Origin of the sequence: Burkholderia pseudomultivorans, from assembly GCF_001718415.1 — a bacterium.
GTDB lineage: Bacteria > Pseudomonadota > Gammaproteobacteria > Burkholderiales > Burkholderiaceae > Burkholderia > Burkholderia pseudomultivorans_A.
On the sequence record NZ_CP013377.1, the window covers coordinates 2,562,384 to 2,587,643 of the forward strand.

Consider the following 25,260-nt stretch of genomic DNA (forward strand, 5'->3'; position numbering starts at 1 on the left):
CCCGTCCGACACGATGGAAAGAGCGTCGAGTGTAAGGCATGCGCGGCACGCCGCGTCCGTCACGCCGCGACCGGTGCGCCGTCGAGCCAGCCCTCGATGCGCGCGGCATCGCCGTTCGCGCCGGCCGCAGGTGCAGGCATTGCGACCAGCGCCTGCCGCGCGCGCTCGAAAGCCTGCGCGAACGTGCGCAGTTCGCGTGTCGCGGGCCGGTCGTCGAGACGACGGCGCGCGAGCGCCGCTTCGACGCGCGAGTCGATCAGCGCAAGCTGAGCGCCGATGAAGTCGATGCACAGCGCGCGGCAACGCGCGGAGACCGAGGCGACCGCCAGCAGCACGGGCACGATCGACACGGTCAGATAGGCGCCGGGCGCGAGCCGCGCCATCAGCTCGCTGGCCGCCTTCGCGTCGCCGAGCAGCGACGCGGATACCGCGTCGCGCCACACCGCGCGCTCGAACACGAGCGCATCGCGATACGCATCGAGCGCCGCGCGATCGGCGATGCGCCCCGCCGTCAACAGCGGCGTCGCGAACGACGCATCCGCCGCGCGTGCGTCGTCGACAATGCACTGCGCGCCGAGCCACGCCGCCTCCGCGCGCCGCCCGGCAAGCACCTGCGGCTGCAGCCGGTCCGGCAGCATCGGATCGAGCGGCACCGCGCCGCAGATCGACGGCTTGTCCGCATGCACGCTGCAACGGCCGTCGCCGGCGAGCGCCGGACACCGGCCGAGCGACGGATAGTCGTAGCCCTGCAGCGTCAGCGCGAGCCAATCGCCGCGCGCGCCGCCGACAGGATGGAACAGCGTATCCGCGAGCGCATCGCAGGCTGCGACGTCGTCCGCATCGAGCACGCACTCGCGGCCGCCCGCCAGCCAGCGCTCGCCGATTCGCCGCTTCGGCACGCGATGAATCGTCAGCGCGCCGACGAAGCGTTGCCGATGCCGGAACAGCTCGCGCAGCGACAGCGTCGGCGCGCTGTTGCAGCAGCGGCCGCACGCGTTGCAGGCCAGCGCATACGTGTCTACCACGGCCGCCGCACCGAGTCCTGGTAGCGCGTCAGGATGAAGCGCGCGACCTCGTCGGAGTGATACGCGGCGACGAGCTGGACAACCCACGGCTTCGCGCGGTCGGCGGCGCGCACCGTCAGCACGTTCGCGTACGGCGAGCGCGCATCCTCGATGCCGATGCTGTCGCGTGCGGGCTGCAGGCCGGCGCGCGTTGCGTCGTCGTTGTCGATCGCGACGAACGCGGCCGTATCGAGCGCCGCGTAGAGGCGGTCGCCGCGCAGTGCGACGAGCTTCAGCCCGAGCCGGTTGCCCGTCACGTCGCGCAGCGTCGGATGCAGGCCGGCCCGTTCGCGCAGCGTCAGCAGCGTGTCGTTCTGCAGCAGGATCAGCGCACGCGCCATCCCGCGCGGGTCGGCCGGGATCGCGACGGTCGCGCCCGGCTGCAACGCGTTCAGGCTCGTCAGCTTGCGCGAATACAGCGCCATCGGCAGCGTGACGGTCGGCGCGACGTCGGTCAGCGCATAGCCTTTCGCGCTGCGCGTCGCCGCGAGCTGCTGCGCGTCCTCGAAGCTCGCCGCATCGATGCGGCCGTCGGCCAGCGCGGCGTCGATGCGCGACGCGTCGGCGAATTCGACGACGTCGATGCCGAGCCCGCGCGACGCGGCGACCCGCCTCACCTCGTCCATGATCTGCGCGTGCACGCCGTGCGTCACGCCGACCCGCACGGGCGGGGCGCCCGCTTCTGCGGCGCGCGCGACGCCCGCCGCCAACCCGGCAAGGCCGGCGAAGCCCGCGACGATCCACAGCAGTAACGCGATGCCATTCACGATGCGCATCACGATGCATCCCTCAGGATCGTGCGGAAGCCGATGTGCGACGCGCCGAGGTCGGCTTCCTGCTGCTCGCGCGACGACGCGCGGTAGCGCACGCAATAGTCGCGCGAGCACAGGAACGAGCCGCCCTTGATGACCATCGGCGTATCGTGCCGGCGCGTCGCCGGTGCGACGGCCGCCGTGTCGCCGTTCGTATGCGACTGGTGCGGGCCGGTGTAGACGTCCCGGGTCCATTCCCATGCATTGCCGATCATGTCGTAGAGCCGGAAGCCGTTCGCCGCGTAGCAGCCGACCGGCGCGAGCCCTGCATGGCCGTCCTCGGCCGTGTCGAGCACCGGAAACGGGCCCTGCCAGTAGTTTGCGGCTGGCCTGCCCTGCGCGTCGCGCGGCGCCGCGTCGAGCGACGCGTCGTCGCGGCCGGCCTTGCCCGCGTATTCCCATTCGGCCTCGGTCGGCAGGTCGCGGCCGAGCCAGTGCGCGTAGGCAAGCGCATCGCGCTGCGTGACGAGCGTGACCGGCAGGTTGCCGTGCCCGTCGATCGTGCTGCCGGGGCCGCGCGGATGACGCCACGACGCGCCCTTCACCCACGACCACCAGGCGAGGTCGCGCGCATTCAGCTCGTCGCGCGTCGGCACGTGGAACACGGCCGCGCCGCCCTGCTGCTCGGCCTCGGTCACGTAGCCGGTCGCCTGCACGAACGCGGCGAACTGCGCGACCGTCACGTCGGTCTGGTCGATCCAGAACCCGCCGACGCGCGTCCTGCCGTCGCCGGACGGCCGCTCGTCCGCGTAGCCGCGCGTGCTGCCGAACACGAATGCGCCGCCGGCCAGGTGCACCATCCCGGCCTTCGGATCGTCGCGCCAGTTCGCCGGCAGTCCCGAATAACGTTCGCACTGCTGCTCCGAGCCGAGCGGCGCGAGCGCACGGCCGCGATTCGCGTCGTCGAACGCGCTGTCCGGCGACGCCGGCGAATGCGCATAGCCTGCCGCGAACGCCGCGGCAAACAGCGCGACGCCGCCCGCCGCGCCGATCGTCCAGAACCGCATCGCCCGCTCCTCAGTAGTAGCCGCGCGGACGCAGCGGCTCGACGCCGCCGACGTTGCTCATGTACGTCTTCCACTGGCCGACCAGCGTCTGGATCACCGACGGGTTCTGCGCGGATACGTCGGTCGTCTCGCCGCGGTCCGACGCGAGATCGTAGAGCTGCCAGTGCCCGTCGAGCGGCCCGAGCGGCGGTTCAGTCCACAGCGCCTTCCAGCGGCCGTCGGCGCTGCGCAGGTACGCGCGGCCGTAGGCTTCGTCGCCGAACGGCGTCGTATGCACCTCGCCGGTGGCGCTGCCGGTCAGCACCGGCAGCAGCGACTGGCCCGTGACCGGATACACGTAGCGGTTGTTGTAGACGACCTTGCCCTTGTTCTGGTCGACGCCCGTCAGCGTATTGACGAGCGGCGGCGCCGGCTGTGACGGCGGCGTGACGCCCGCGACCGCAAGGAAGGTCGCGGTGTTGTCGGTCACGTGCGTGAATGCGCGCAGCGTCGGCAGCTGCTGTGCCTGGCCCGGCAGATGGACGATCGTCGGCGTCGACACGCCGCCCTCGGCCGAATAGCCCTTCGTGAGCCGGAACGGCGTCGCACTCACTTCGGCCCAGCGCAGCCCGTACTGCAGGCGCTGCGCGTTCTGCTTGCCGTTGTCGGTGCCGAGCGACGAATACGTCGGCTCCTGCGCGTTCGCGGTATCGGTCGCGGTCGGGTCCGCGCCCGAATCGATCGGCCAGCCTTCCGCGCCGTTGTCCGACTGGAACATGATGAAGGTGTTGTCGTACTCGCCGATGTCCTTCAGATGCTGGATCAGCAGGCCGATGTTGTAGTCGAGGTTCTCGACCATCCCCGCATAGATCTCCATGTAGCGCGCCTGCGCCTTGCGCTCGGCTGGCGACAGGCTCGACCACAGCTTGTCGACCTTGCCCGCGCCGTAGTCGCTGTAGCCGTCGGCCGCCGAATGCACGGCGCTGATGTACTTCGCGTTCGCGGTGCCGTCGTTCGCCGTCGCGGGCGACGCCGCGGTCGTCTCGGGCAGGCCGTCGAACGGCTTGAAGTCCGCCGGAATCAGGCCGAGCGCCTTTTGCCGCGCGATGCGCGCGTTGCGAATCGCGCCGTAGCCCGCATCGTAGACGCCCGCGTACTTGTGCAGCCACGGATCCGGCACCTGCAGCGGCCAGTGCGGCGACGTGTACGCCGCGTACGCGAAGAACGGCTTGCCGTCCTGCCGGTTCGAATCGATGTACTCGATCAGCTTCTGCGTATAGAAGTTCGTCGAATAGAACACGGCCGGGCTGCCGCCTGCGCCGCCCGGCTGGCCGGGCTGGCCCGGCTGCACGTAGCGGCCGTCCTCGGTGTAGTTCGACGAGCCGGCCGGCTCGTGCGCGAAGTGGTTGGTCGCCGCGCCGCCGAGCAGCACGTAGCTGCGCTCGAAGCCCCACTGATCGGGCGTCTGCCCGCTGCCGGTCGCGCTGCCGACGATCCCCGAGCCGATATGCCACTTGCCCGCGATATACGTGTGGTAGCCGGCATCCTTCAGCAGCTGCGCGACCGACAGCGCGCGATCGTTCAGATAGCCCTCGTAGCCGGGCAGCCCGCGCCGCTCGTCGGTCGGCACGCCCATCGTGCCCTCGCCGACCAGATGGTGATCGGTGCCGGAAATCAGCATCGCGCGCGTGATCGCGCACACCGTGCCCGTATGGTGGTTCGACAGGATGCGGCCCGACGCGACCAGCGCGTCGAGGTTCGGCGTGTCGATTTCGCCGCCGAATGCGTGGATGTCGGAGTAGCCGAGGTCGTCGGCCATGATGTACAGGATGTTCGGGTGCTTCGCCGCCGGCGTCGCATCGGCCTGCGGCGGCGTGCTTTCGTCGACGCCGCCGCACGAGGCGAGCGACAGCGCGCCGGCGGCGATCGCGCCGACGACGCGCAAACGGAACGGGACCAGACGTGACGCGGAAAGGCTCATGCTTGTATCACCTGATGATCGGGATCGGCGATGGTAGCGCCGGGCACGCGACGGCCAAAGTCCGAATCGTCACAAGCAAACGGTCGGGTGGAATATCGGGACAGGCGGGGTGGCCGGGCATCGCGGCACGGGTGGGTGCCGCCGGGCAGGTGCGTCGTCGCGTGTGCCGCGCATGGGGAACCTGGTGATCCCCGGAATCCGTATCCGGACGCGAGTTCGAACTTGTCTTATTGGATTTATGCTCTTATTCGTAAATTAACGATTAATTTACCGATCAGAATCGGACAGAAAATCACATAAATTCAAAAACACCACCCTCCAAACCCATACAAATCCGAACTTTAAAAAACAAAACACTCGAACCAAAAAACAACAATTCCACACTTCCCAAATCTCAATATCAAGCCAAAATCTCTGGTTATTCATATAGATATAAAATCCCCACCGCTTATCCCGCAAAAAACAGCCACATCAAAATAAATCACGCAAGATAAAATCCGCGAGATTTCAGCCCACCTTCCCTCCGGACATGCGTAACTCGATTTGCGCAGTGCGAGCAATATGCGCTGCCGCATTATTGTTGCGCTGCATTGCGTCCATCGCCCAGGACAGTCGCCCGATCCCGTCGCTTTCCGACACCACGCGCCATCAGGCGCAGCAGATCGACCAGCTACGGCAGCAGCTCGCGCCGTCGCCGGACGCGCTGTCCGCGCGCGCGCCGCATGCAGCCGACCCGCTGGCGCTGCCGGTCGAGTCGCCATGCTTCGCCATCCATACGATCGAATGGCGGGGCGCCGACGCGTTTCCGTGGCTCGTGCGCGAAGCACCGCCGGAACCCGTATGCATCGGCCCGCAAGGACTGCGCGTGCTGCGCGACCGCGTCACGCGCCGGCTGATCGCGCGCGGCTACATCACGTCCACAGCCGGCATTCCCGAACAGGATCTGTCGAGCGGCCGGCTCATCGTCGACATCCTGCCCGGGCGCATCGGCGCGATTCGCGACGAACACGGCCGGATCGGCTGGCCTGCGACGGCCTTCCCGCAGCACGCTGACGGACTCCTCAACGTTCGCGATCTCGACCAGGCCCTCGAGAACGTGCGGCGGCTGCCGGGACAGGCCGCGACCGCGTTCGATCTCGTGCCGGGCGCGACGCTCGGCGACACCGACATCGTCGTCCGTCATCCGGAAGCCGCGCGCCGTGTGCGCTTCATCGCGACTGCCGACAACGCGGGGCTCGACGCGACCGGGCGCAACCAGCTCGGCGCGATCGTCGCGATCGATTCGCCGCTGCGTCTCTACGACCAGTTCGTCGTCACCTACAACACCGACGCCGCGCTGCGCGACAAGGCGCTCGGCTCGCAGGCGAAAAGCGCCGCCTGGAACGTGCCGGCCGGCTATGCATCGGTGTCGTTCGGAATCAGCGAATGGACGTCGCGACAGACGCTGTCCTCCGATGCGCGCGGCATCGCCGGGCCGCGGCTCGCGCAGCGCACGCGCCGCTACGAGGCCGGGCTCGCGTTCGTGCCGTACCGGTCGAGCCACGGCAAGACCACGCTGCGATTGCGCCTGTCGCGGCGCGAGGATCGCAGCTGGCTCGGCCCCACCGAGCTCGACGTGTATCGGCGCGACATCGTCGGCTACGACGTCGGCGTCGCGCATCGCGAGAAGCTCGCGCACGGCTCGATCGACGCCGGTCTCGGCATGCGCGGCAGCGTCGCGGGGCTCAGCGCGCATCCGGGCCGCGTCAACGACCGGCCCGCGTGGGACGGCCGCTACCGAGTCCTCACCGCGACGCTCGGCGGCGATGCGCGCTTTCGCGTCGGGCCGCGCCGCGTCGGCTACCGCGGCGCCCTGCTGCTTCAGCATGCGCCCGGCACCGCGCCGTCGACCGAGTTCATGCAGATCGGCGGCCGCTACACGGTGCGCGGGTTCGACGGCAATCACACGCTCGCCGGCGCGAGCGGCTGGACCTGGCGCAACGAACTCGCGACGGGCGCGTTCGGCGCGAACGAAATCTATGCCGCGCTCGACGCCGGCCGCGTCGCGGGCGCCGGCGCGTCCGAAGGCGCCGGACGGGACGGACGCACGCTCGTCGGCGCCGCGCTCGGCATGCGCGGCGGCGGCCGGCTGCTCGGCTACGGCGTCGCGCTCGGCGTGCCGCTGCGCAAACCCGCGTCGCTGCAGACGGCCGCGGTCGCGCTCGACCTGTCGCTGACGGCCCGCTTCTGAATTTCGCGCGCACGCGCGCCTGTCGTTCGTCATGGAGGAACCCACGATGTAGATCGCCATCCGCCCGCGGCCGCGCCATGCGACGGCCCGCCACGGCACGGCCTGCGCCGCGCCGGCCCTTCGAACCACCACCATCGGGAAGACCATGCCATACACCACCCAAGCACACCGCCATCCGCCCCGGCCCGGCACGCGCCGCGCGCTGGTCGCCGCGCTCGCATGCACGATGCCGCTGCTCGCCGCGCAGCTCGCGCACGCCCAGGCGGCGCCACTCGTCGTCGATCCCTCGGCGGCGAATCGCCCGGCGCTCGCGACCGCGACGAACGGCACGCCGATTGTCAACATCACGGCGCCCGACAGCGCCGGCATTTCGCACAACCGCTTCACCGAGTACAACGTCAATCCGGCCGGCCTCGTGCTGAACAACAGCACGTCCGCAGTCGATACGCAGCTCGCCGGCCGCATCGACGGCAACGCGCTGCTCGGCGGCGCGCCCGCGTCGGTGATCCTGAACCAGGTGACGGGCGTCAATGCGTCGGTGCTGGCCGGCGCGACGGAAGTCGCGGGGCACGGCGCGCGCGTGATCGTCGCCAATCCGAACGGCATCAGCGTCGACGGCGGCAGCTTCATCAACGCGAACCGCGTGTCGCTCGTCGCCGGCACCACGGAATTCGACGACGACGGCGCGATCCGCCGGTTCCGCACCGAAGACGGCCGCATCTCGATCGACGGCGCCGGACTCGACGCGCGCAACGTCGACCAGCTCGACCTGATTTCCCGCACGCTCAAGGTCAATGCGGCGCTGCACGCGCGCCGGGCGACGCTCGTCGCGCACCGGGGCACGGCGGACGTCGAGCGGCCTGGCAGCCGTCAGGTCGCGAGCCACGCCGACGGTGCGACGCCCGACGTCGCAATCGACGTGTCGGCGCTCGGCAGCATGCATGCGTCCGGCATCACGATGCACGGCTCGTCGGCGGGCGTCGGCGTCAATCTCGCCGGCAAGGTCGACGCAGTCACGGGCGGGATCTCGATCCTGTCGGACGGACGCGTGAAGGTGCAGAACGGCGCGAGCCTGACGGGCGGCGGTGTCGCGATCCACGGCAACCTCGACAACGCGGGCGTCGTGCGCGCCGGCGGCGGCCTCAGCTTGATGGGCAACCTGCGCAACACGTCGACCGGCCGGATCGAGAGCGGCGGCGCGCTGTCGTCGATGGGCAACGTGAGCAATGCCGGCACCGTGCACGCGGATGGCCCGATGAGCCTGATGGGCTCGCTGGTGAACGAACGCGGCGGCCGGATCAGCAGCTACGAGCGGATCAGCCGGATGGGCGGCATGACCAATCTGGGCGAACTGGTGCAGTTCATGAAGCGGCCGGAGGCGGTGGCGCCTGAAGGGGACAAGCCGGTCGCGCCGACTGCGCCCGTTGTTGTCGCGGAAAAACCCGCTCAGCCGGAAACCTCGACGCCGATCGCCGAAAAACCGGTCGCACCGACTCCGCCGGTTGTGGTCGCAGAAAAACCCGCTGAGCCGGAAACCTCGACGCCGATCGCCGAAAAACCGGTCGCGCCGACTCCGCCGGTTGTGGTCGCAGAAAAACCCGCTCAGCCGGAAACCTCGACGCCGATCGCGGAAAAACCGGTCGCGCCGACTCCGCCAGTTGTCGTCGCAGAGAAGCCTGCTGAGCCGGAAACCTCCACGCCGATCGCGGAAAAACCGGTCGCGCCGACTCCGCCCGTTGTCGTCGCAGAGAAGCCTGCTGAGCCGGAAACCTCGACGCCGATCACGGAAAAACCGATCGCACCGACTCCGCCCGTTGTCGTCGCAGAGAAGCCTGCTGAACCGGCAACCTCCACACCAATCGCGGCAAAACCCGTCGCGCCGACTCCACCGGTCGTCATCGCCGACAAGCCCGCCCGACCGCCAATCTGGCCGCCGGTCGCGAACCCGCTCGTTCCGCCGATCGCCATCTCGGTATTCCCGCCGATGATGACGTTTCCGCCTGCCGTGTTCATCCCGAGCCGCCCGTTCGTCGCGCCGCCGTTCGCGTTCAGGCCGATTCCGGCGCCCGCGGTCCCAACGTTCGGCATGATGCCGACCCCGTCGATGTTCGCGCTGCCGGTCGCTTTCAATCTCGCGTTCGCGCCGAGGTCCTGATCGTCGCCGGCAGGTCGGCGGCTCGCCGCCGACCGTGACGCATGTCGCATCGAGTCGACCCCGCCCGGCCGCCGCGCGCAGCATGCGCGTCGCCCGGGCGTCTCTCGTCGAAGCAGATGCATCGCCCCGCTGTCCCGCCCGCGCGTTACACCCGCCGCTCCGTCATCGGCATCGCGCGCCGCGACGCGACCCGCAAGCCGAGCACGCCGCCCGCGAACAGCGCGACCGCGACGAGCAGCAGCGCGAGATCGTACGAATGCGTGACGTCCTTGATGCGCCCCATCACCGGCGGCAGCGCAAGGCCCGCGATATTCGCGACCGCGTTGATCAGCGCGATCGATGCGGCCGCCGTCAGACCCGACACGTACTCGGTCGTCACGGCCCAGAACACCGGCGTCGCCGCCCAGTTGAACCCGACCGCGAGCACCAGCAGCGCATACGCGACGGGCAGCACATGCACGTAGATCGCGCCGGTCAGCAACGCGCCGGCGAGCAGCATCGGCACGCCGAGATGCAGCGCCCGCTCGCCGCCGAGATCCGAATGCCGGCCGTTCGTGTACATCGCGACGCACGCGAACAGGAACGGCAGCGCCGACAGGCTGCCGACCGCGAAACTCGACTGCCCGGACAGGCTCTTCACCAGCAGCGGCAGGAACAGCGTGAGACCGATCGTGCCGAACGCCTGCAGCAGCCAGAATGCGGCCAGCGCCCACACCTTGCCGTCGCCGAACGCGCGGCGAAGCGCGACACCGTGCGACAGGTGCTCGCGCGGCGCACTGTCGCGCAGCGTCGCCTCGAGCCACGCGCGCTCGTCGGCCGGCAGCCAGCGCGCATGCGCGGGCGTATCGGGCAGACGGCGCAGCACGACGATGCCGAGCAGCAGCGCCGGCACGCCTTCGAGCAGGAACAGCCAGCGCCAGCCCTCGACACCGAGCACGCCGTTCAGGTTCAGCAGCGCGCCGGACAGCGGCAGCCCGATCACCGACGCGAGCGTCGCGCCGATATAGAAGAACGACATCGCACGCGCGCGGTCGCTCGCCGGATACCACGCGGACAGGTAGTAGATGATGCCCGGCGTGAAGCCGGCCTCGGCCGCACCGAGCAGCAGGCGCATCGCGTAGAGTTCGCCGGGCGTGCGCACGGCGCTCATCGCGGCCGCGACGATGCCCCACGTGATCATGATGCGCGCGATCCAGCGGCGCGCGCCGACGCGCGCGAGAAACAGGTTGCTCGGCACTTCGAACAGGATGTACGTCACGTAGAACAGCCCCGCGCCGAGCCCGTACATTTCCGCGCTGAGGCCGAGATCGGCATTCATCTGCAGCGCGGCGACCGAGATGTTCGAGCGGTCGATGTACGCGACGAGATACAGCAGCATCAGGAACGGAATGAGGCGCAGGTTCAGGCGCCGCATCGTCGCGGCGTGCAACTGCGGGGCGGCAGCGTTCATCGATGTGTCTCCTGGATCGTGTCGCCGGCCGGCACGGCTTCTCGCATGGCCGGCAGCAGCGTCGCGCCGCGTGGTGCGCGGCGTCATGCAATGCAGTCTAGGAGTGACGGGAAAATCGCGTCAATTATCGGGAAGCCGTCTCGATATATGAGATATCGGCATGCCGGTGCGCGACGGGCTGCGTGCACGCGCGCATCGCTCAGTAGCGCATTACGAGATACAGCCCGGCGGCCGCCAGCGCCATGCCGGGCCACGCCAGCGCGCCGATCGTCTCGCCGAGCACCGCGAGCGCGATCAACGCGGTGGCCGGCGGAATCAGGAAGAACAGCGCCGACACGCGCGACGCTTCACCATGCCGGACCATCGCCAGCAGCAGCGAGATCGCGATCAGCGAATTGCAGATCACCAGATACGCGAGCGACCCGGCGAGACCGGCGCTCCAGTGCACGTGCATCGGTTCGAGCGCGAACGCGAGCGGTGCACTCACCGCGAGGCCGACCGCATATTGCACGAGGTTCGCGCTGACCGGATGAACGTCGGTGCCGAAGCGCCTTTCCCACAACGTGCCGCCCGTGATGCACGCGAGCGCCAGCAGCGCGAACGCGAGCGCCCACGCGGACGCGATCGCGACCGGGCCGCGCGCGACGATCACCAGCACCGCGCCGGCCGCGCCGAGCGCGAGCCCAGCCCAGCGCAGCACGCCGACACGCTCGCCGGCCAGCGCCGGCGCGAGCAGCCCGACGAGGATCGGCTGCTGCGACGTGACGAGCGCGACCGCGCCGGCGGACATGCCGAGCTTCAGGCTCAGGTAGGTGAACGCGAAATAGCCGGCCTGCAACAGCAGCCCGACGACGACGAGGTTCAGCCACGCGCGCGGCGTGCGCGGCAACGCGGGGCGCAGCCACAGGAACGCGGCGGCGAGCAGCGCGACGACGCAGACATAGCGCAGTGCGAGGAACGTCAACGGGTCCGCGTCGCGCAAGCCGAGCTTCAGGAACACGAAGCCGCTCGACCACAGCAGCAGGAACAGCGCGGGCGCCGCGCGCAGCCAGCCGGGCTTGCGGCGGGGATCCGAGGCGCCGACCACGCTCATGGGTTTTCCGAAACGGTTGCGATGCGGCCATCATACGCGCCGGTGCATCGGCACGTCAGGCCGCGGAAGAGGCGCATCCGCCGCGCGCACGCGCCGGCGTCGATGCCGGCGGTGCCGCGCCCTCCGACGCCAGCATGCGCGGAATCTCGTCGACGAGCGCCTCGACAGCCACGCGCACTTTCGACGGCACATGCCGCGCCTTCGGCCGCACTGCGAACACGTCGGCGCCCGATACGCTGTTGCTGTCCATCACGAGCGCGAGACGGCCGTCCCGCAGGTACGGCGCCATCAACCAGCACGGCAGCCATGCGAGGCCGGCACCGGCCGCCGCCGCCTCGGCGATCGCCTGCAGGTCGTCGAAGCGCAGGCGCCCGGCCACGCGATAGTCGTGCGCCTCGCCATCCGCGCCGATGATCCGCCACGGCACGGGCTGGCCGCCGCGTGCATAGGCAATGCCGACGTGCGACGCGAGTGCGTCCGGCCCCGACGGCCAGCCGTGCCGGTCGAGATACGCGGGCGACGCGCAGATGCCCATCCGCTGCACGCCGAGCGGCCGCCCGACCAGCGCCGTTGTGTCCGCGAGTGTGCCGATGCGCACCGCGATGTCGAAGCCGTCGTCGATCAGGTCGGCGACGCGATCGCTGAACGACATGTCGACCTCGAGCCGGGGATGACGCTCGACGAGCCGCCGCATCACGGGCGCCACGCATTGCCTGCCGAACAGCACCGGCACGCTGATGCGCAGCCGCCCCGACGGCTCGCGGCGGCCCGCGTCGAGCGCGGCTTCCGTCTCGCCGAGCTCGGCCAGCAGCCGCCGGCATTGCTCGTAGTACACATGCCCTTCGTCGGTCAGGTTGAGCTGCCGCGTCGTGCGCTGCAACAGCCGCACGCCGAGCCGGCGTTCGAGCCGCGCGACGATCTTCGCCACCGCCGAGCGCGTGACGCCGACGCGCAACGCCGCCGCAGCGAAGCTGCCCGACTCCACGACCTCGACGAATTCGGCGACGCCCCTCAAGCGCTCGTCCATGCGATTTCGCTCCGTTCGATCCTGCATTTGTATCCGCATCGGCGACAGTCAGTGTCCCGATTCTCATCAATGCGTCCTGCCAAGCAACACTATGATAGTCCGGACACCCACGAACAAGGAGTCGACATGCAAGCATGGCAACAGACGCCGGGCGACGGTCCCGCCGGGCTCCGCCGCATCGATGCGATGCACCGGCCGGTCGGGCCGACCGACGTCGTCGTGAAGATCCACTCGGCATCGCTGAACTATCGCGACCTGATGTTCGCGCGCGGCGACTACCTCGGCATCGGCGACGCACCGTTGATTCCGGTCGCGGACGGCGCCGGCGAAGTGGTCGAGACCGGCCGCGACGTCACACGCTTCAAGCCCGGCGATCGCGTGATCAACACGTATTTCCCGCGCTGGATCGACGGCCCGCCCACGCCGTCTAAAGTCGCCGGTTCGCCCGGCGCGCAGTTCGACGGCGTGCTTGCCGAGCACTTCGTCACGGACGAAGCCGCGCTGGTCGCGATCCCCGCGCATCTCGACTACGACGAGGCGTCGACGCTGTCGTGCGCAGGCATCACCGCATGGAATGCGCTGTTCGCCGACGGCCAGGCGGCGCCCGGCTCGACCGTGGTGCTGCTCGGCACCGGCGGCGTATCGATCGTCGCGCTGCAACTCGCGCACGCGGCAGGGCTGCACACGATCGTCACGTCGTCGAGCGACGCGAAGCTCGAGCGCGCCCGCGCGCTCGGCGCCGACGCCACGATCAACTATCGCGCGACGCCCGACTGGCAGCACGAAGTGCTGCGGCTCACGGACGGCGCGGGCGCGGACCTGGTCGTCGAGGTGGGCGGCAAGGACACCTTGCCGCGCTCGGTCGCCGCGACCAGGATGGGCGGCGTCGTCTCGGTGATCGGCGGCGTCAGCGGTTTCGGCGGCCCCGAACTCGGGCTGCTGTCGCTGATCGGCGGCATCCGCCGGCTGCACGGCATCATGGTGGGCAGCCGCACGATGCTCGACGAGGTCGTGCGGCTGTTCGACACGAAGCGGATCCGCCCGGTCGTCGATCGCGTGTTCGACTTCGACGATGCGCCGGCCGCCTATGCGCACCTGCAGTCGGGGCAGCACTTCGGCAAGATCGTGATCCGCGTCGCGCGATGACGAAGCGGGGCGGGCGACTCGCGCCGCCCGCCCCGCGATCGAGTGCCGCGTGTGCCGCTCAGAACTTGTGCCGAATCCCGGCGTGCACCATCACCTGCTTCGACGTCGACGACAGGTCCGCCGCGCCCGGGATATAGGCCTGATCGAGCGACGAGCCCGTCGCGTCGCCGGCGACGCGCTGGTAGGCGCCCATCACGTACAGGTCCGTGCGCTTCGACAGGTTGTAGTCGGCCATCAGCCCGATCGAATGGATCTTCGGCTTCGCGGTGCCGGTCGTCGCGTCGTAGCGCACCGTCGTGTACACGTACTGCGCGCCGACGAAGAACGCGGGCGTGAACTGGTACTTGCCGTTGACTTCGAAGTTCTGGTACTTGATCGACGTGACCGTCCCGCCTGCGAGCGGGCCCGTCACCGGCGCGATCGTCTCGTCGCCGAACAGGTAGCCGACGTTCGCGCCAGGCCGCGAGACGTTGCTGTTCGTATACGCGAACCCGACCGTCGCCGGCCCCGCCGTGTAGTTGACGCCCGCCCCGAAGATCCGCAGCCGCGACGACACGAAGTTCGCATCGGCGCCGACCGAGCCCGATCCGGCGATCGCGCCGCCCGAGGTCGCGCCCGGATTATTCGCGTTCAGGAACGCCGCGCCGACCAGCAGCCCGCCGTTCTCGTACTGTGCACCGACGCTCCATTGCCGGTTGTTCGCGAAGCCCGTGTCGTTGCTGAAGCTGTACGTGCCGCCGAACGAGAAGCCGGCGAAGTCGGGGCTCGCATACTTCACCGTGTTGTTCACGCGGAACGTGTTGCCGGTGTTGTCGTTGTCGAGCGGATGCGAGAACGGGTAGACGCCCCAGCTTCCGTTGGCGGTCGTCGGCGCGAGATAGTCGACGACCGAATCGTACTGACGGCCGAGCGTCAGCGTGCCGTAACGCGTGCTGCCGAGCCCGACATACGCCTGCCGCCCGAACATGCGGCCGCCCTGCGCGAGCGTGCCGCTGGTCACGTTGAAGCCGTTCTCGATCTGGAACAGCGCGCTGTAGCCACCGCCCAGGTCCTCGGTGCCCTTCAGGCCCCAGCGGCTGCCCTGCGCGAAGCCGCTCGCCATCTGCCACGCGCTGTGGCCGCCGACGTTGTTCGTATAGTCGATGCCCGCATCGACGAGGCCGTACAGCGTCACGTTGCTCTGCGCGAACGCGGGCGCCGCACACAGCGCCGGAATCGCGACGAAAGCCAGTCTCCAGTTCATTCGTGATCCTTATTCATTATTCGATGCCTCGCGCGATGCGAATCGTCGTTCGCCCCGTCGTCGGGCATCGTTCCACTGCCGTTCCCGGCGCGCAGCGCACGTGCCGGGCCCCTTCCGCTTACTTCGCGCCGTAGATGTCGAAGTCGAAGTACTTGCGGTTGATCCGCTGATAGGTGCCGTTCGCGAGAATCGTCGCGAGCGCGCGGTTGAATGCTTCGCGCAGGTCGGCGTCCTGCTTGCGCAGGCCGAGCCCGTCGCCCTGGCCGAAATACTTGATGTCGTCGATCGGCGCGCCGACGAACGCGAAGTCCTTGCCCTGCGGCTTCTTCAGGAAACCGTCGCTGGCCGCGATCGAGGCCTGGAACGCCGCGTCGAGACGGCCGGTGACGAGGTCGGCATAGACCTGGTCCTGGTTCTGGTACGACACGATCTGCGCGCCGGCCGGCTGCCAGTTCGCGATCGCATAGTCGGCCTGCGCGGAGCCCTGTTCGACGCCGATGCGCTTGCCCTTCAGCGCGTCCGCGGTCGGCAGCAGCGGCGAACCCTTGCGCGCGATCAGCCGCGCGGGCGCATTCGAGATCCGGTTCGTGAACGCGATCTGCTGCGCGCGCTTCGGCGTGATCGTCATCGACGACGCGATCACGTCGAACTTGCGCGCGAGCAGCCCCGGAATCATCCCGTCGAAGCTCGACTCGACCCACACGCAGCGCGCACGCAGTTCCGCGCACAGCGCATTCGTGATATCGATGCCGAACCCGGTCAGCGTGCCGTCGGGCAGCTTGTATTCGAGCGGCGGGTAGGTCGGGTCGACCGCGAGGCGGATCTCCTTGCCCGTCCAGTCGCCGGCATGCGCCGCCCCTGCCGCCAGCGCCACCGCGAGCGCCATCGTCCATTTCTTCATTGCCCGTCTCCTTGTGTGAATCGAAATCGTCCGGCGCGTCACGCGAGGTAGCGCTCGGCCAGCGCGACCCAGTAGCTCGCGCCCGTCGCGAGGCACGCGTCGTTGAAGTCGTAGCCGGGGTTGTGCAGTCCGCAGCCGGCCGCGCCCTCGCCGTTGCCGATCGACAGATAGCTGCCGCGGCACGCGTTCAGCATGAACGCGAAATCCTCGCTGGCCGCGATCGGCCGCAGATGCGGGATCAGCGCATCGTCGCCGCCCCATTCGCGCGCGACCTCGCGTGCGAACGCCGTTTCCTCCGGGTGATTGACCAGCACCGGATAGCCGTGCCGGTAGTCGATCTCGGCCGTCGCGCCGTAGCTCGCGGCCTGGCCGTGCACGATCTCGTGGATGCGCCGCTCGAGCAGCGCGCGCACGTCCGGCGACAGCGCGCGCACGCTCAGTTCGAGTTCCGCATGCGGCGGAATCACGTTCGACGCGGTGCCCGCGTGGATCGAGCCGGCCGTGACGATCGCCAGCTCCTGCGGGTTCACGTTGCGCGACACGATCGTCTGCAGCGCCATCACGATCGATGCGCAGACGACCACCGGATCGATCGTCGTGTGCGGCGCCGCGCCATGCCCGCCGCGCCCGGTCACGCGCACGCGCACCTCGTCGGCCGAGGCCATCGCGGCGCCGTCGCAGAAGCCGAGCACGCCGGCCGGCAGGCCCGGCACGTTGTGCATCGCGAACACCGCGTCGCAGGGAAACTGCTCGAACAGCCCGTCGTCGAGCATCCGCTTCGCGCCGCCGAGCCCTTCCTCGGCCGGCTGGAAAATCAGGTTAAGCGTGCCGTGGAAACGCTCGCGCTGCGCGAGGCAGCGCGCGGCGGCCAGCAGCATCGCCGTGTGGCCGTCGTGGCCGCATGCGTGCATCACGCCTTCGTGGCGGCTCGCGTGCGGCAGCCCGGTCGTCTCGACGATCGGCAGCGCGTCCATGTCCGCGCGCAGCCCGAGCCGCTTGCCGGCGCCGCGCGCCAGCGTGCCGACCACGCCCGTGCCGCCGAGGCCGCGTGTGACCCGATAACCCCATGTTGTCAGGCATTCGGCGACCAGATCGCTGGTCGCATGCTCCTGGAAGCCGAGTTCCGGATGCGCGTGCAGCCGGCGCCGCAGCGCGATCATGTCGGCCTCGATCGCCGCCATTTCAGGTGGAATGCGTGCTGGATTCAACCCCGATACTCCTCGATGCCGTTTCGTCGCCGATCGCCGGAATGGCGGATCGTGGCGGGATCGTATGCAGCGAAAATCCCGGCGAACAGCCCCGGTTTCGTTATGATGACAACATTTGGTTGTCAGGTATCGCACCATGAAACTGCATCAGTTGCAGGCGCTCGTCGCGAGCGCCGAGGCCGGAAGCATCCGCGGCGCGGCCCGCACGCTCGGGCTGTCGCAGGCGGCCGTCACGCGCGCGCTGCGCGAACTGGAGGCCGGCGAGCGGCTGCCGCTGCTCGTGCGCGCACCGGAGGGCATCGGCTTCACCGCATATGGAAAGGCGCTGCTGACGCACGCGAAGCTCGTGCTCAAGCAGCTCGAACACGCGCACGACGATCTCGCGCAGATGCGCGGCCGCATCGAAGGGCGGCTGAGCGTCGGCGTCACGCCGTGGCTGACGCTGACCTTCCTCGCGGAAACGGTGCTGCGCTTTCGCGAGCGGATGCCCGACGTGCGGCTCGAACTCTACGAGGCGCTGATGGCCGTCGCGCAGCCGCTGCTGCGCGACGGCAGCATGGATTTCGCGCTCGGCCACGTGCAGCCGGGCAGCAGCGCGCAGGAATTCGCGTTCGAGCCGATGCTGCGCTACGACACGTCGGTGATGGTGCGCGCCGGCCATCCGCGCGAGCGCGCACGGTCGATCCACGATCTGCTCGACGACGACTGGGTGCTGAATTCGACGGCCGACGGCCAGAGCGCGCTCGTCGACTACCTGTTCACGCGCCACGGCGCGCAGCTCGACGAGCGGCGCATCGTGCGCGCGCAGTCGGTGTCGATGCTGCAGACGATGCTCGAACAGGCCGACATGTGCACGTGGTGCCCGACGATCCTGGCCGCGGTGCCGACGTTCGGCGAGCGGATGCGGGCGCTGTCGCTGAAGGAGACCTTCGAGCCGCGCGAGCTCGGCATCGTCACGCGGCGCAGCAGTACGCTGAGCGATGCGGCGCGCTGCTTCATCGACTGCCTGCTGCAGGTGATCCGCCGGCATGCGCGCTCGGCGCGCAAGGAGGACCTTGCGCTGTTCAGGACGGTGTCGCTGTTGATCTGAGGCGGGGCGGACGCGCCACCGCGTCGCACCGCCCCGCTCGCCATCGCCGGACGGTCCTGCGTCAGATCTTCGCGGTCAGCGTGATCCCGACCGTGCGCGGATCGCCGTACAGCACCGGATACGCGCCATACGACGGCAGCAGTTCGAGCTTCTTGTAGACCTTGTTGGTCAGGTTCGTCACATAGCCGGTCACGATGTACTTCTGGTTCGGCGTCGTGTAGGACACGTGCGCGTTCAGCACCGTATAGCCGCCCTGCCAGAGCTGCGGGAAGGTCTGCCGCGTCGCGCTGAAGTATTCGCGGCTGCGGTAGTTGACGTCGCCGCCGGCCGTCAGCGTGCCGAACGACACCGGCACGCGATAATCGAAGCCCGCGTTGATGGTCGTATGCGGCGACCGCGCGAACGAGTTGCCGACCGCGGTCGGCACATAGCGGAACTCGGTGTAGCGCGTGTTCAGCATCCCGAGGTTCGCGAACAGGTACAGGCTGTTGATCGGCTGCGCCTTCAGTTCGAGCTCGAAGCCGTCCGCGCGCCCCTGCCCCGCGTTCGACAGCGTCGACACCGGCGGCCCGCCGAACGGGTTCGGCGCGAGCGCGAAGACCTGGATGTCGCGGTAGTCGTAGTGGAACACGCTCGCATTGACGATCAGCCGCTTGTCGAACCACTCGCTCTTGATCCCTACTTCGTAGTCGGTCAGGTATTCCGGCGACACGGTCGACACCGTGCTCTGCGTATACGCATTGCCGTTATAGCCGCCCGAGCGGAAACCGCGCGCATAGCGGAAATACGCGCGCACGTTGCTGGCCAGCGCGTATTCGGGCGTGAAGTCCCAGGTCGGCGCGCGCCACGTGTTCGTCTGGTTCTGCCGCGCGCTGACCGCGAGCGGCGACGACACCGACGACGGCGACCACCAGCTGTTCGGATCGCTGAACGTCACGTTGCCGGTACCCTGCAGCCCGGTCAGGTTGATGTTCTTGCGCTCGATCGTGTAGCGCAGCCCGGCCGTCACGTTGAAACGGTCGGTGAAGCGGTACTTGACGCTGCCGAAGACCGCCGCACTCTGCGTATGCTGCGTGAGATCGGTCAGGTGATAGTACGCCGGTGACGGCGAGCCGGGCAGCCCGCCGCCCGCGCCCTGCTCCGCGAGTTGCTCGGTGAACAGGTGCGTGCCGACGAGCCAGCTCAGCCGATCGTTCTGCGGCGATTCGAGACGGAACTCCTGCGAGAACTGGCGGGTCGACAGCCGGTCGTGCGTACGCGCAGCGTCGAACGGCGAATAGTCCTCGTCGTCCTGGTACCAGCGATGCAGCCCTTCGAACGCGGTGATCGAGGTCAGCGTCACGGCCGGATTGATGCGCCAGTGCGCGGTCAGCGACGTACCCCAGGTCGAGATGTGATCGCTCGACGGCGCGTTGAGCGACACCGTATACGGATCGCTCGACCCGACGAAGCCGAACTGGTTCGCGCCGCCCGGCCCCGCGCCTTCCGCATGCCATGCGTTGCCGCCGCCCGTATAGTTGCGCCCGTGGATGTTGAACAGGAAGTCGGTATCCGACGTCGGCACGGCCAGCACCTGGAAACGCACCGCGTTGTCGTGGAAGCCGCCGAAGCGGCCCTGCTGCACGGTGTTCGTATAGAAGCTGTCTGCATTCTCGTGATACACCGACACGCGCGCCGCGAGCACGTCGTTGTTGCCGATCGGCCCGCCGATCGCGGCTTCCGCGAGGCGGCTGTTGTACTGGCCGATGCCGAGCTTGCCGTAGCCGCTCACGTCGAACGTCGGTTTCTGCGACGTGATGCTGAGCGCGCCGCCGACGGTGTTCTTGCCCCACAGCGTGCCCTGCGGCCCGCGCAGCACTTCGATGCGGTCGAGGTCGAACAGCGGAAAGCCCTGCCCGAACACGCTGTTGATATACACGTCGTCGAAATAGACGCCGATCGGGCTCAGCGACAGGTCCGACGGATCGTTGCTGCCGACGCCGCGCAGGAACCAGCGCGGCCGCTCGCGGCCTTCGGTCGACTGGCCGGTGAAGTTCGGCACGTACTTCGTCACGTCGTTGACCACGCGCAGCTCGTTGTTCCTGATCGCGTCGCCGCCGATTGCGCTGACCGCAACCGGCACGTCCTGGATGCTCTCCTTGCGACGGCGCGCGGTCACCGTCACCGCGCCGAGGTTCGTTTCATGCGCGGTGGTCGCGCTCTTCTTCCGCGACGGCACGGAAGCCGCATCGGCGGCAGCCTGCTGCGCCGGGTTCGCGTCCGGCGTCCCCGCCGTCGTCGCGCCGTCTTCCGCCCATGCGGGCATCGATACGAAGCCGCCCGTCAGCAGTCCCCCCAGCGCGGTGACGATTACTTTTTTCCTGAACATCGATGAGTCATCCTGTTTGATCGGTTGAACGCATGTGCGTGCGCGACGCACCACGTCCGGTATTGCAATTCGGATGCCAGCATCGACGTGCCCACGGCACGGGGGTTTGCGCCGCACGCGCGACGCGCCGTTGCTGCCTGCGCATCTGTGAGGTGGTGTCGGGGTGCTTGCCACGCAACACTCGCGTGTCGCATCGCAAGGCGTCATCGCGCGTCCGCGGACAGCGGCAGCGCGGCATCGCGCCGCGCGCGCCGCAGCATGACCGCGCTGACGCCCACCACCGGCAGCCAGCACAGAAACGCCGACGGCAACCCGACCATCGGCGCGAGCGCGCTGCCGGCGAGCGGGCCGCAGAACGCGCCCGTCATCGACGCGAGGTTGTAGAGGCTCGATACCTGGCTCTTGTCGGCGGGATGACGGCCAAGGCGCTGCATGTTGACGAGATGCAGCAGCGACGAGCCCGCGCACAGCGCGGCCAGCCCCGCGCCGACGATCCACGCCTCGCGCGCGAGGCCGAGCGCGAGCAGTCCCGCGACGCCGCCCGCGACACTGAGTGCGTAGCAGCGCGCGTCGCCCCAGCGCGACGCGACGCGGCCGAGCCCGAACAACGCGACCACGGCGACGACGCCTTGCAGCGTCAGCAGCGCGACCGCCTGCGTCTGCGACAGACGCAGATGCTGGATCGCGAGCACGACCGTGTAGGTGCCGGCCAGCGAGCGCGTCGCGCTGTTCACGGCTTCGGTCGCGAGCTGTTCCCGCACGTCGCGATGGTTCGCGAGCGACAGCAGCGCGCGCAGGCCGCCCGTGCCGGGATGCGCGGCGCCCGACGCAGCGGTATCCGCGTCGCCGAGCAGCGCGCGGCTGAACAGCGCCATCCCTGCGAAACTCGCCGACGCTGCGCAGAACGTCGCGACCGGCCCGTGCGCGCCGATCAGCCCGCTCGCGAGCCACGGCCCCGTCATGCCGGTGCCGACTGACATCGCCGCGCGATACCAGCCGGCGCGCGCGACGCCGATCTGCGCGAGGCGCGCGAGAAACACACCGCCGATCGATACGATGCGAAACGGGATGCACAGTCCGATCAGCCATTGCGTAAGCGCGATCAGCGGCCATGCGCCGGTAAACGGCACGACGAGGTTCAGCAGCATCGGTCCGAGGCTCGCGGTGAAATACACGCGCCGCGCGCCGTAACGGGCGACGAGCAGGCCGGCCGGCAGCGTCATCAGCGCGATGCCGAGCGGTTCCATCGCCGCGATGATGCCGAGCTTCGCGCTGTCGACGCCGAGCTGCAACGCATAGAGCGTCGTCGCGAGCTGCGCCATGCTGATCGTCGTGCCGCTCGCGAGCGCGAGCAGCATGAAGCCGCCCGTGAAGCGCTCGCGCCGCCATGCGCCGGCGACGCGGTTCGCCGCGCTCACCGCGCCGCGTCGCGAGACAGCGCCGCGATGCCGTCGAACGCGCGCCGGTCGATCCATGCGCGCATGTCGAAATCGGCCGGCAGGAAATGCCAGTCGACGAGGAAGCGCTTGAAATCGTCGAGCGCGGCGATCGACGCGTCGTCGAGATCCGTGCGCAGGCGCCGATGCACGTCGGCGCCGTAGGCAAGCCGCAGCCAGTCGTGGCCCGAGCCCGTCTCTCGGCCCAGGTAGCCGAGCACTTCGTGTTCGTGGTCGCGCGCCCAGCCTTCGACGTCGGTCACGCGCGCGAGAAAGCGGCTGACGATGTCCGGATGCCGGTCGAGCGTCGACGCGTTGACGGTCAGCGGCCGCGGCGAGCCGTTGTTGATGCGGATTTGCGGATCCGGATGGAAGCCGATGTCGACGACCGGCTGCGCACCGATCAGATGCGCGGTTTCGAGGCCGAGCGAGCCCTTCACGTAGATCGCATCGACGTCGCCGCGCACCAGCGCGGCCGCCTCGGCCGCATAGAGCCGGCGGCTCGACAGGCTCGCGGGATGGCTGAACGCCGCCTCGCGGGTCGCCGGCGTCGGCACCGGTGCACGCAGGTTCGACGCGGGCACGTCGACCCATTCGACGTCGGCGGCGCCGAGCCCGTCGAGCGACAGCGCGCTGACGAAGCCGCGCAGCGCGGCCGCACGAAAGATGTCGATCCGCTCGCCGTCGCGGCGCGGCAGTCCGATACGCCGGCCGCGCAGGTCTCTCGGCCGCTTCAGCCCGGCTTCCGGCAGCGCGACGATCGCCTGCGCCTCGTCGACCCAGGTCAACGCGATCGCGCGCGTGTCCGCGCCGGCCGCGCGCGCCCACAGCGCGGGAATGCTGCCGCCCTGCCGGAACGCGTTGTCGAGCGAATGATCGATATGCGCGTGATGCAGCGTCGCGTGCTGGCTCTCCTGCAGCGCGCGCACGGTGATGCCGTCGCCGGCGAATTCGCTGTCGAGCCAGCCGAGATGCGCGGCGATGCCGAGCGGCGTCGGCACGGGACAGCGCGTGTACCAGATCGACTGGACCTTGTGTGAAGCCGTGGTGCTCATGAATGCGTTCGGTAAAGGAGTCGTGGAAAGCCGTATCAGCCGCGTGGCGCGGTCAGCACCGACAGTCGCGTGATGCCCGCATGCTCGATCGCGGCCATCAGCTTCGCGACCGTGCCGTACGGCACGTGCTCGTCCGCCTGCAGGTCGAGCGCGACGTCGGGCCGGCCCGCCTTCAGCGCCGCGAGCTCGGCCGGCACCGCGGCGAGCGCGACCGCGCGCTTGTCGAGATAGACGACGCCCTTGTCGTCGACGCTCACGGTGACGTTCGGCTTGCGATCGGCGGGCGCGGTCGCGACCGTGTTCGGCAGGTTCACGTGGACCGCGTTGTTCAGCAGCGGCGCGGTGACGATGAAGGCGACGAGCAGCACCAGCATCACGTCGACGAGCGGCGTGATGTTGATTTCGCTGAGCACGTCGTCGTTGTCGGAAGAGGACGAGAAAGCCATTATGCGAACGCCTCCTGACGGGTTTCGGTCGCGCGGCGCGCCGGCGCAGCCGCAGCGGCCGGCACGCGGAAGCCGGCCTTCTGCGCGAGCGTGACGAAGTCGGTCGCGAACGCGTCGAGATCGGCCGACGCGGCTTTCACGCGCCGCACGAAGAAGTTGTACGCGAGCACGGCCGGCACGGCGACCGCGATGCCGATGCCGGTCGCGACGAGCGCTTCGCCGATCGGCCCGGCAACCACGTCGATGCTCGCCGACGCGCTGTGCGTAATCGCGGTCAACGCATGGATGATGCCGAACACGGTGCCGAACAGCCCGACGAACGGCGCGGTGCTGCCGATCGACGCGAGCACCGCCAGCCCCGCTTCCTCGCGGCGGCGTGCGTGCTGGATCTGCTGGCGCAGATGGCGTTCGAGCAGGTCGTGGCGGTTCCAGCTGTGTTCGAGATCGTGCGCGCTGCCTTCGTCGGCGCGCCGCAGCACGTCGAAGCCGGTGGCCGCGAGCTCGCCCGCGGGGCTGTTCGCGCCGTCGAGCGCGGCCGCTTCCTGGAAGCTGTTCGCAGCCCGGAACGCCTTCGTGTAACGCCGGTTGCGCGCGCTCGCGCGCAGGCTCTGGATCGCCTTCACGACGATCAGCGTCCACGTGACGACGGAGAAGATGACGAGCAGCCAGAGCGCGCCCTGGACGATGAAAGTGGTCGAGATACCGTTCATGGTTTGCATTCCCTTGAAAATGTGACGAGCTGATCGGTGGGTCAGCCCAGCTTGAAATCGATCGGCACGTTGACCCAGCCGTCGACGGCCTCGTCGCCGCGTTTCGCGGGCACGAAGGTCCAGCGCCGGACGGCGGCAAGCGCCGCGTTGTCGAGCACGCGCCGGCCGCTGCTCGTCTTCACCTCGACCGAGTCGGGCGAGCCGTTCGCGAGCACGTGCACGCGCAGCACGACGCGCCCTTCCCAGCCCTGGTCCTGCGCGAACGCCGGATAGTCGGGCGCCGGGTTGCGCAGATAGGCCGCGTCGCCGATCGGCGCGGTTTCGCGGACGGGCGCGGCAGGCGTCGGCGCAGGCGCGGGCTCGGGTGTCGCCGGCGCCGCCGCCAGCGGCGTCGCGGCCGCGGATGGCGCTTCGTGCACCGGCTGCGGCGCGGCTGCCCGCGCCACCGGCGGGCGCGGCTGAGCCACGTGCGGCTTCGGCGTCGGCGCCTGCTTCGGCGGCTTCGGGGGCACGACCGGCGGCGGATGCGCAGCCTGCGGCAACGGCTCGGGCGGCCGCGTCAGTTCGACCGTCATCGGCAGCGGGCGCGGCGGCTGCACGGCCGGCGTGGCCGGCGCGCGTGCCGCCAGCAGCGCAACGCCCGCATGCAACGCGGCGACCGCGAGCGCCGCTGCGACCGCTTCGCGCCATCCGTTGTTCGATGCGCGCCGCGTGTCGGCCGGCGCGGGCGGCAGCGGCAACGGCGGTCGCGCCGCAAGCGGCGGCGCGGCGCGCACCGCCCGTGCCGCGTGTCGGCGCGCATGCAGCGCGCCGTACCGGACCGTGAGTCCTGTCATGTTCGACTCCTTGCAATGGCGCC

At 69.5% G+C, this 25,260-nt stretch carries 20 protein-coding genes; 4 read left to right on the top strand and 16 right to left on the bottom strand.

Annotated elements, in window-relative coordinates; genetic code table 11:
* Positions 1 to 59: 59 nt before the first annotated feature.
* From WS57_RS11035 to WS57_RS11050, 4 genes are read right to left on the bottom strand one after another with little or no spacing between them, the layout of a single operon-like run.
* Complete coding sequence (locus tag WS57_RS11035) at positions 60 to 1,025, bottom strand: YkgJ family cysteine cluster protein (protein WP_069244198.1); 966 nt, start codon at positions 1,023 to 1,025, stop codon at positions 60 to 62.
* Positions 1,019 to 1,840 (bottom strand): MetQ/NlpA family lipoprotein, encoded by an 822-nt coding sequence (locus WS57_RS11040; RefSeq protein WP_155774288.1) that lies wholly within the window; start codon positions 1,838 to 1,840, stop codon positions 1,019 to 1,021. The genes WS57_RS11035 and WS57_RS11040 overlap by 7 nt, the downstream gene beginning before the upstream one ends.
* Positions 1,840 to 2,883 (bottom strand): formylglycine-generating enzyme family protein, encoded by a 1,044-nt coding sequence (locus WS57_RS11045; protein ID WP_009688355.1) that lies wholly within the window; start codon positions 2,881 to 2,883, stop codon positions 1,840 to 1,842. Before WS57_RS11045 ends, WS57_RS11040 begins: the two co-directional genes overlap by 1 nt.
* A gap of 10 nt (positions 2,884 to 2,893) precedes the next feature.
* The gene (locus WS57_RS11050) at positions 2,894 to 4,843 is read right to left on the bottom strand and encodes an arylsulfatase (RefSeq protein ID WP_069244200.1); all 1,950 of its coding nucleotides are present in this window, start codon (positions 4,841 to 4,843) and stop codon (positions 2,894 to 2,896) included.
* 580 nt (positions 4,844 to 5,423) lie between these two features.
* On the opposite strand from WS57_RS11050, the gene WS57_RS11055 reads away from it, so the two are divergent.
* The gene (locus WS57_RS11055; protein ID WP_230945505.1) at positions 5,424 to 7,073 is read left to right on the top strand and encodes a ShlB/FhaC/HecB family hemolysin secretion/activation protein; all 1,650 of its coding nucleotides are present in this window, start codon (positions 5,424 to 5,426) and stop codon (positions 7,071 to 7,073) included.
* Positions 7,074 to 7,218: 145 nt separating this feature from the next.
* The gene (locus WS57_RS38240; protein WP_069244201.1) at positions 7,219 to 9,228 is read left to right on the top strand and encodes a filamentous hemagglutinin N-terminal domain-containing protein; all 2,010 of its coding nucleotides are present in this window, start codon (positions 7,219 to 7,221) and stop codon (positions 9,226 to 9,228) included.
* A gap of 145 nt (positions 9,229 to 9,373) precedes the next feature.
* Here WS57_RS38240 and WS57_RS11065 read toward each other — a convergent pair whose 3' ends face one another.
* The 3 genes from WS57_RS11065 to WS57_RS11075 form a co-directional block, all read right to left on the bottom strand.
* Entirely contained in the window at positions 9,374 to 10,678 is a 1,305-nt protein-coding gene (locus tag WS57_RS11065; protein ID WP_059602049.1) for an MFS transporter, read from the bottom strand.
* Positions 10,679 to 10,877: 199 nt separating this feature from the next.
* Positions 10,878 to 11,771 carry a DMT family transporter gene (locus tag WS57_RS11070; protein WP_069244202.1) on the bottom strand — a complete coding sequence of 298 codons (894 nt, stop codon included), beginning with the start codon at positions 11,769 to 11,771 and terminating at the stop codon, positions 10,878 to 10,880.
* Positions 11,772 to 11,826: 55 nt separating this feature from the next.
* A complete protein-coding gene (locus WS57_RS11075) occupies positions 11,827 to 12,798 on the bottom strand; it encodes a LysR substrate-binding domain-containing protein (protein WP_069244203.1) in 972 nt (323 codons plus the stop codon).
* 126 nt (positions 12,799 to 12,924) lie between these two features.
* Here WS57_RS11075 and WS57_RS11080 point away from each other — a divergent pair, with 126 nt between their 5' ends.
* Positions 12,925 to 13,944, top strand: a complete 1,020-nt coding sequence (locus WS57_RS11080) for a zinc-dependent alcohol dehydrogenase family protein (RefSeq protein WP_069244204.1) — start codon at positions 12,925 to 12,927, stop codon at positions 13,942 to 13,944.
* 58 nt (positions 13,945 to 14,002) lie between these two features.
* On the opposite strand, the gene WS57_RS11085 is transcribed toward WS57_RS11080, so the two are convergent.
* The 3 genes from WS57_RS11085 to WS57_RS11095 all read right to left on the bottom strand — a co-directional run bounded on the left by WS57_RS11085 (position 14,003) and on the right by WS57_RS11095 (position 17,296).
* Positions 14,003 to 15,187 carry a porin gene (locus tag WS57_RS11085; protein WP_059480957.1) on the bottom strand — a complete coding sequence of 395 codons (1,185 nt, stop codon included), beginning with the start codon at positions 15,185 to 15,187 and terminating at the stop codon, positions 14,003 to 14,005.
* 118 nt (positions 15,188 to 15,305) lie between these two features.
* Positions 15,306 to 16,088 (bottom strand): ABC transporter substrate-binding protein, encoded by a 783-nt coding sequence (locus WS57_RS11090; RefSeq protein ID WP_009687917.1) that lies wholly within the window; start codon positions 16,086 to 16,088, stop codon positions 15,306 to 15,308.
* Between the two features lie 38 nt (positions 16,089 to 16,126).
* Positions 16,127 to 17,296 (bottom strand): M20 aminoacylase family protein, encoded by a 1,170-nt coding sequence (locus tag WS57_RS11095; RefSeq protein WP_059602034.1) that lies wholly within the window; start codon positions 17,294 to 17,296, stop codon positions 16,127 to 16,129.
* A gap of 136 nt (positions 17,297 to 17,432) precedes the next feature.
* On the opposite strand from WS57_RS11095, the gene WS57_RS11100 reads away from it, so the two are divergent.
* A complete protein-coding gene (locus WS57_RS11100; RefSeq protein WP_059602031.1) occupies positions 17,433 to 18,386 on the top strand; it encodes a LysR substrate-binding domain-containing protein in 954 nt (317 codons plus the stop codon).
* Positions 18,387 to 18,447: 61 nt separating this feature from the next.
* Here WS57_RS11100 and WS57_RS11105 read toward each other — a convergent pair whose 3' ends face one another.
* From WS57_RS11105 to WS57_RS11130, 6 genes are all read right to left on the bottom strand, one after another.
* On the bottom strand, positions 18,448 to 20,754 hold the full coding sequence (locus WS57_RS11105) for a TonB-dependent receptor (RefSeq protein ID WP_069244205.1): 2,307 nt from the start codon (positions 20,752 to 20,754) through the stop codon (positions 18,448 to 18,450).
* Between the two features lie 203 nt (positions 20,755 to 20,957).
* Positions 20,958 to 22,172 (bottom strand): MFS transporter, encoded by a 1,215-nt coding sequence (locus tag WS57_RS11110; RefSeq protein WP_069244375.1) that lies wholly within the window; start codon positions 22,170 to 22,172, stop codon positions 20,958 to 20,960.
* Positions 22,169 to 23,245, bottom strand: coding sequence for an ABC transporter substrate-binding protein (locus WS57_RS11115; protein ID WP_059480965.1), 1,077 nt, complete (start codon positions 23,243 to 23,245; stop codon positions 22,169 to 22,171). The genes WS57_RS11110 and WS57_RS11115 overlap by 4 nt, the downstream gene beginning before the upstream one ends.
* A 35-nt stretch (positions 23,246 to 23,280) precedes the next feature.
* Positions 23,281 to 23,691 (bottom strand): ExbD/TolR family protein, encoded by a 411-nt coding sequence (locus tag WS57_RS11120; protein WP_009694203.1) that lies wholly within the window; start codon positions 23,689 to 23,691, stop codon positions 23,281 to 23,283.
* Positions 23,691 to 24,401, bottom strand: coding sequence for a MotA/TolQ/ExbB proton channel family protein (locus WS57_RS11125; protein ID WP_059602028.1), 711 nt, complete (start codon positions 24,399 to 24,401; stop codon positions 23,691 to 23,693). Before WS57_RS11125 ends, WS57_RS11120 begins: the two co-directional genes overlap by 1 nt.
* Before the next feature lie 41 nt (positions 24,402 to 24,442).
* Positions 24,443 to 25,237, bottom strand: coding sequence for an energy transducer TonB (locus WS57_RS11130; protein ID WP_059515920.1), 795 nt, complete (start codon positions 25,235 to 25,237; stop codon positions 24,443 to 24,445).
* Positions 25,238 to 25,260 lie beyond the last annotated feature (23 nt).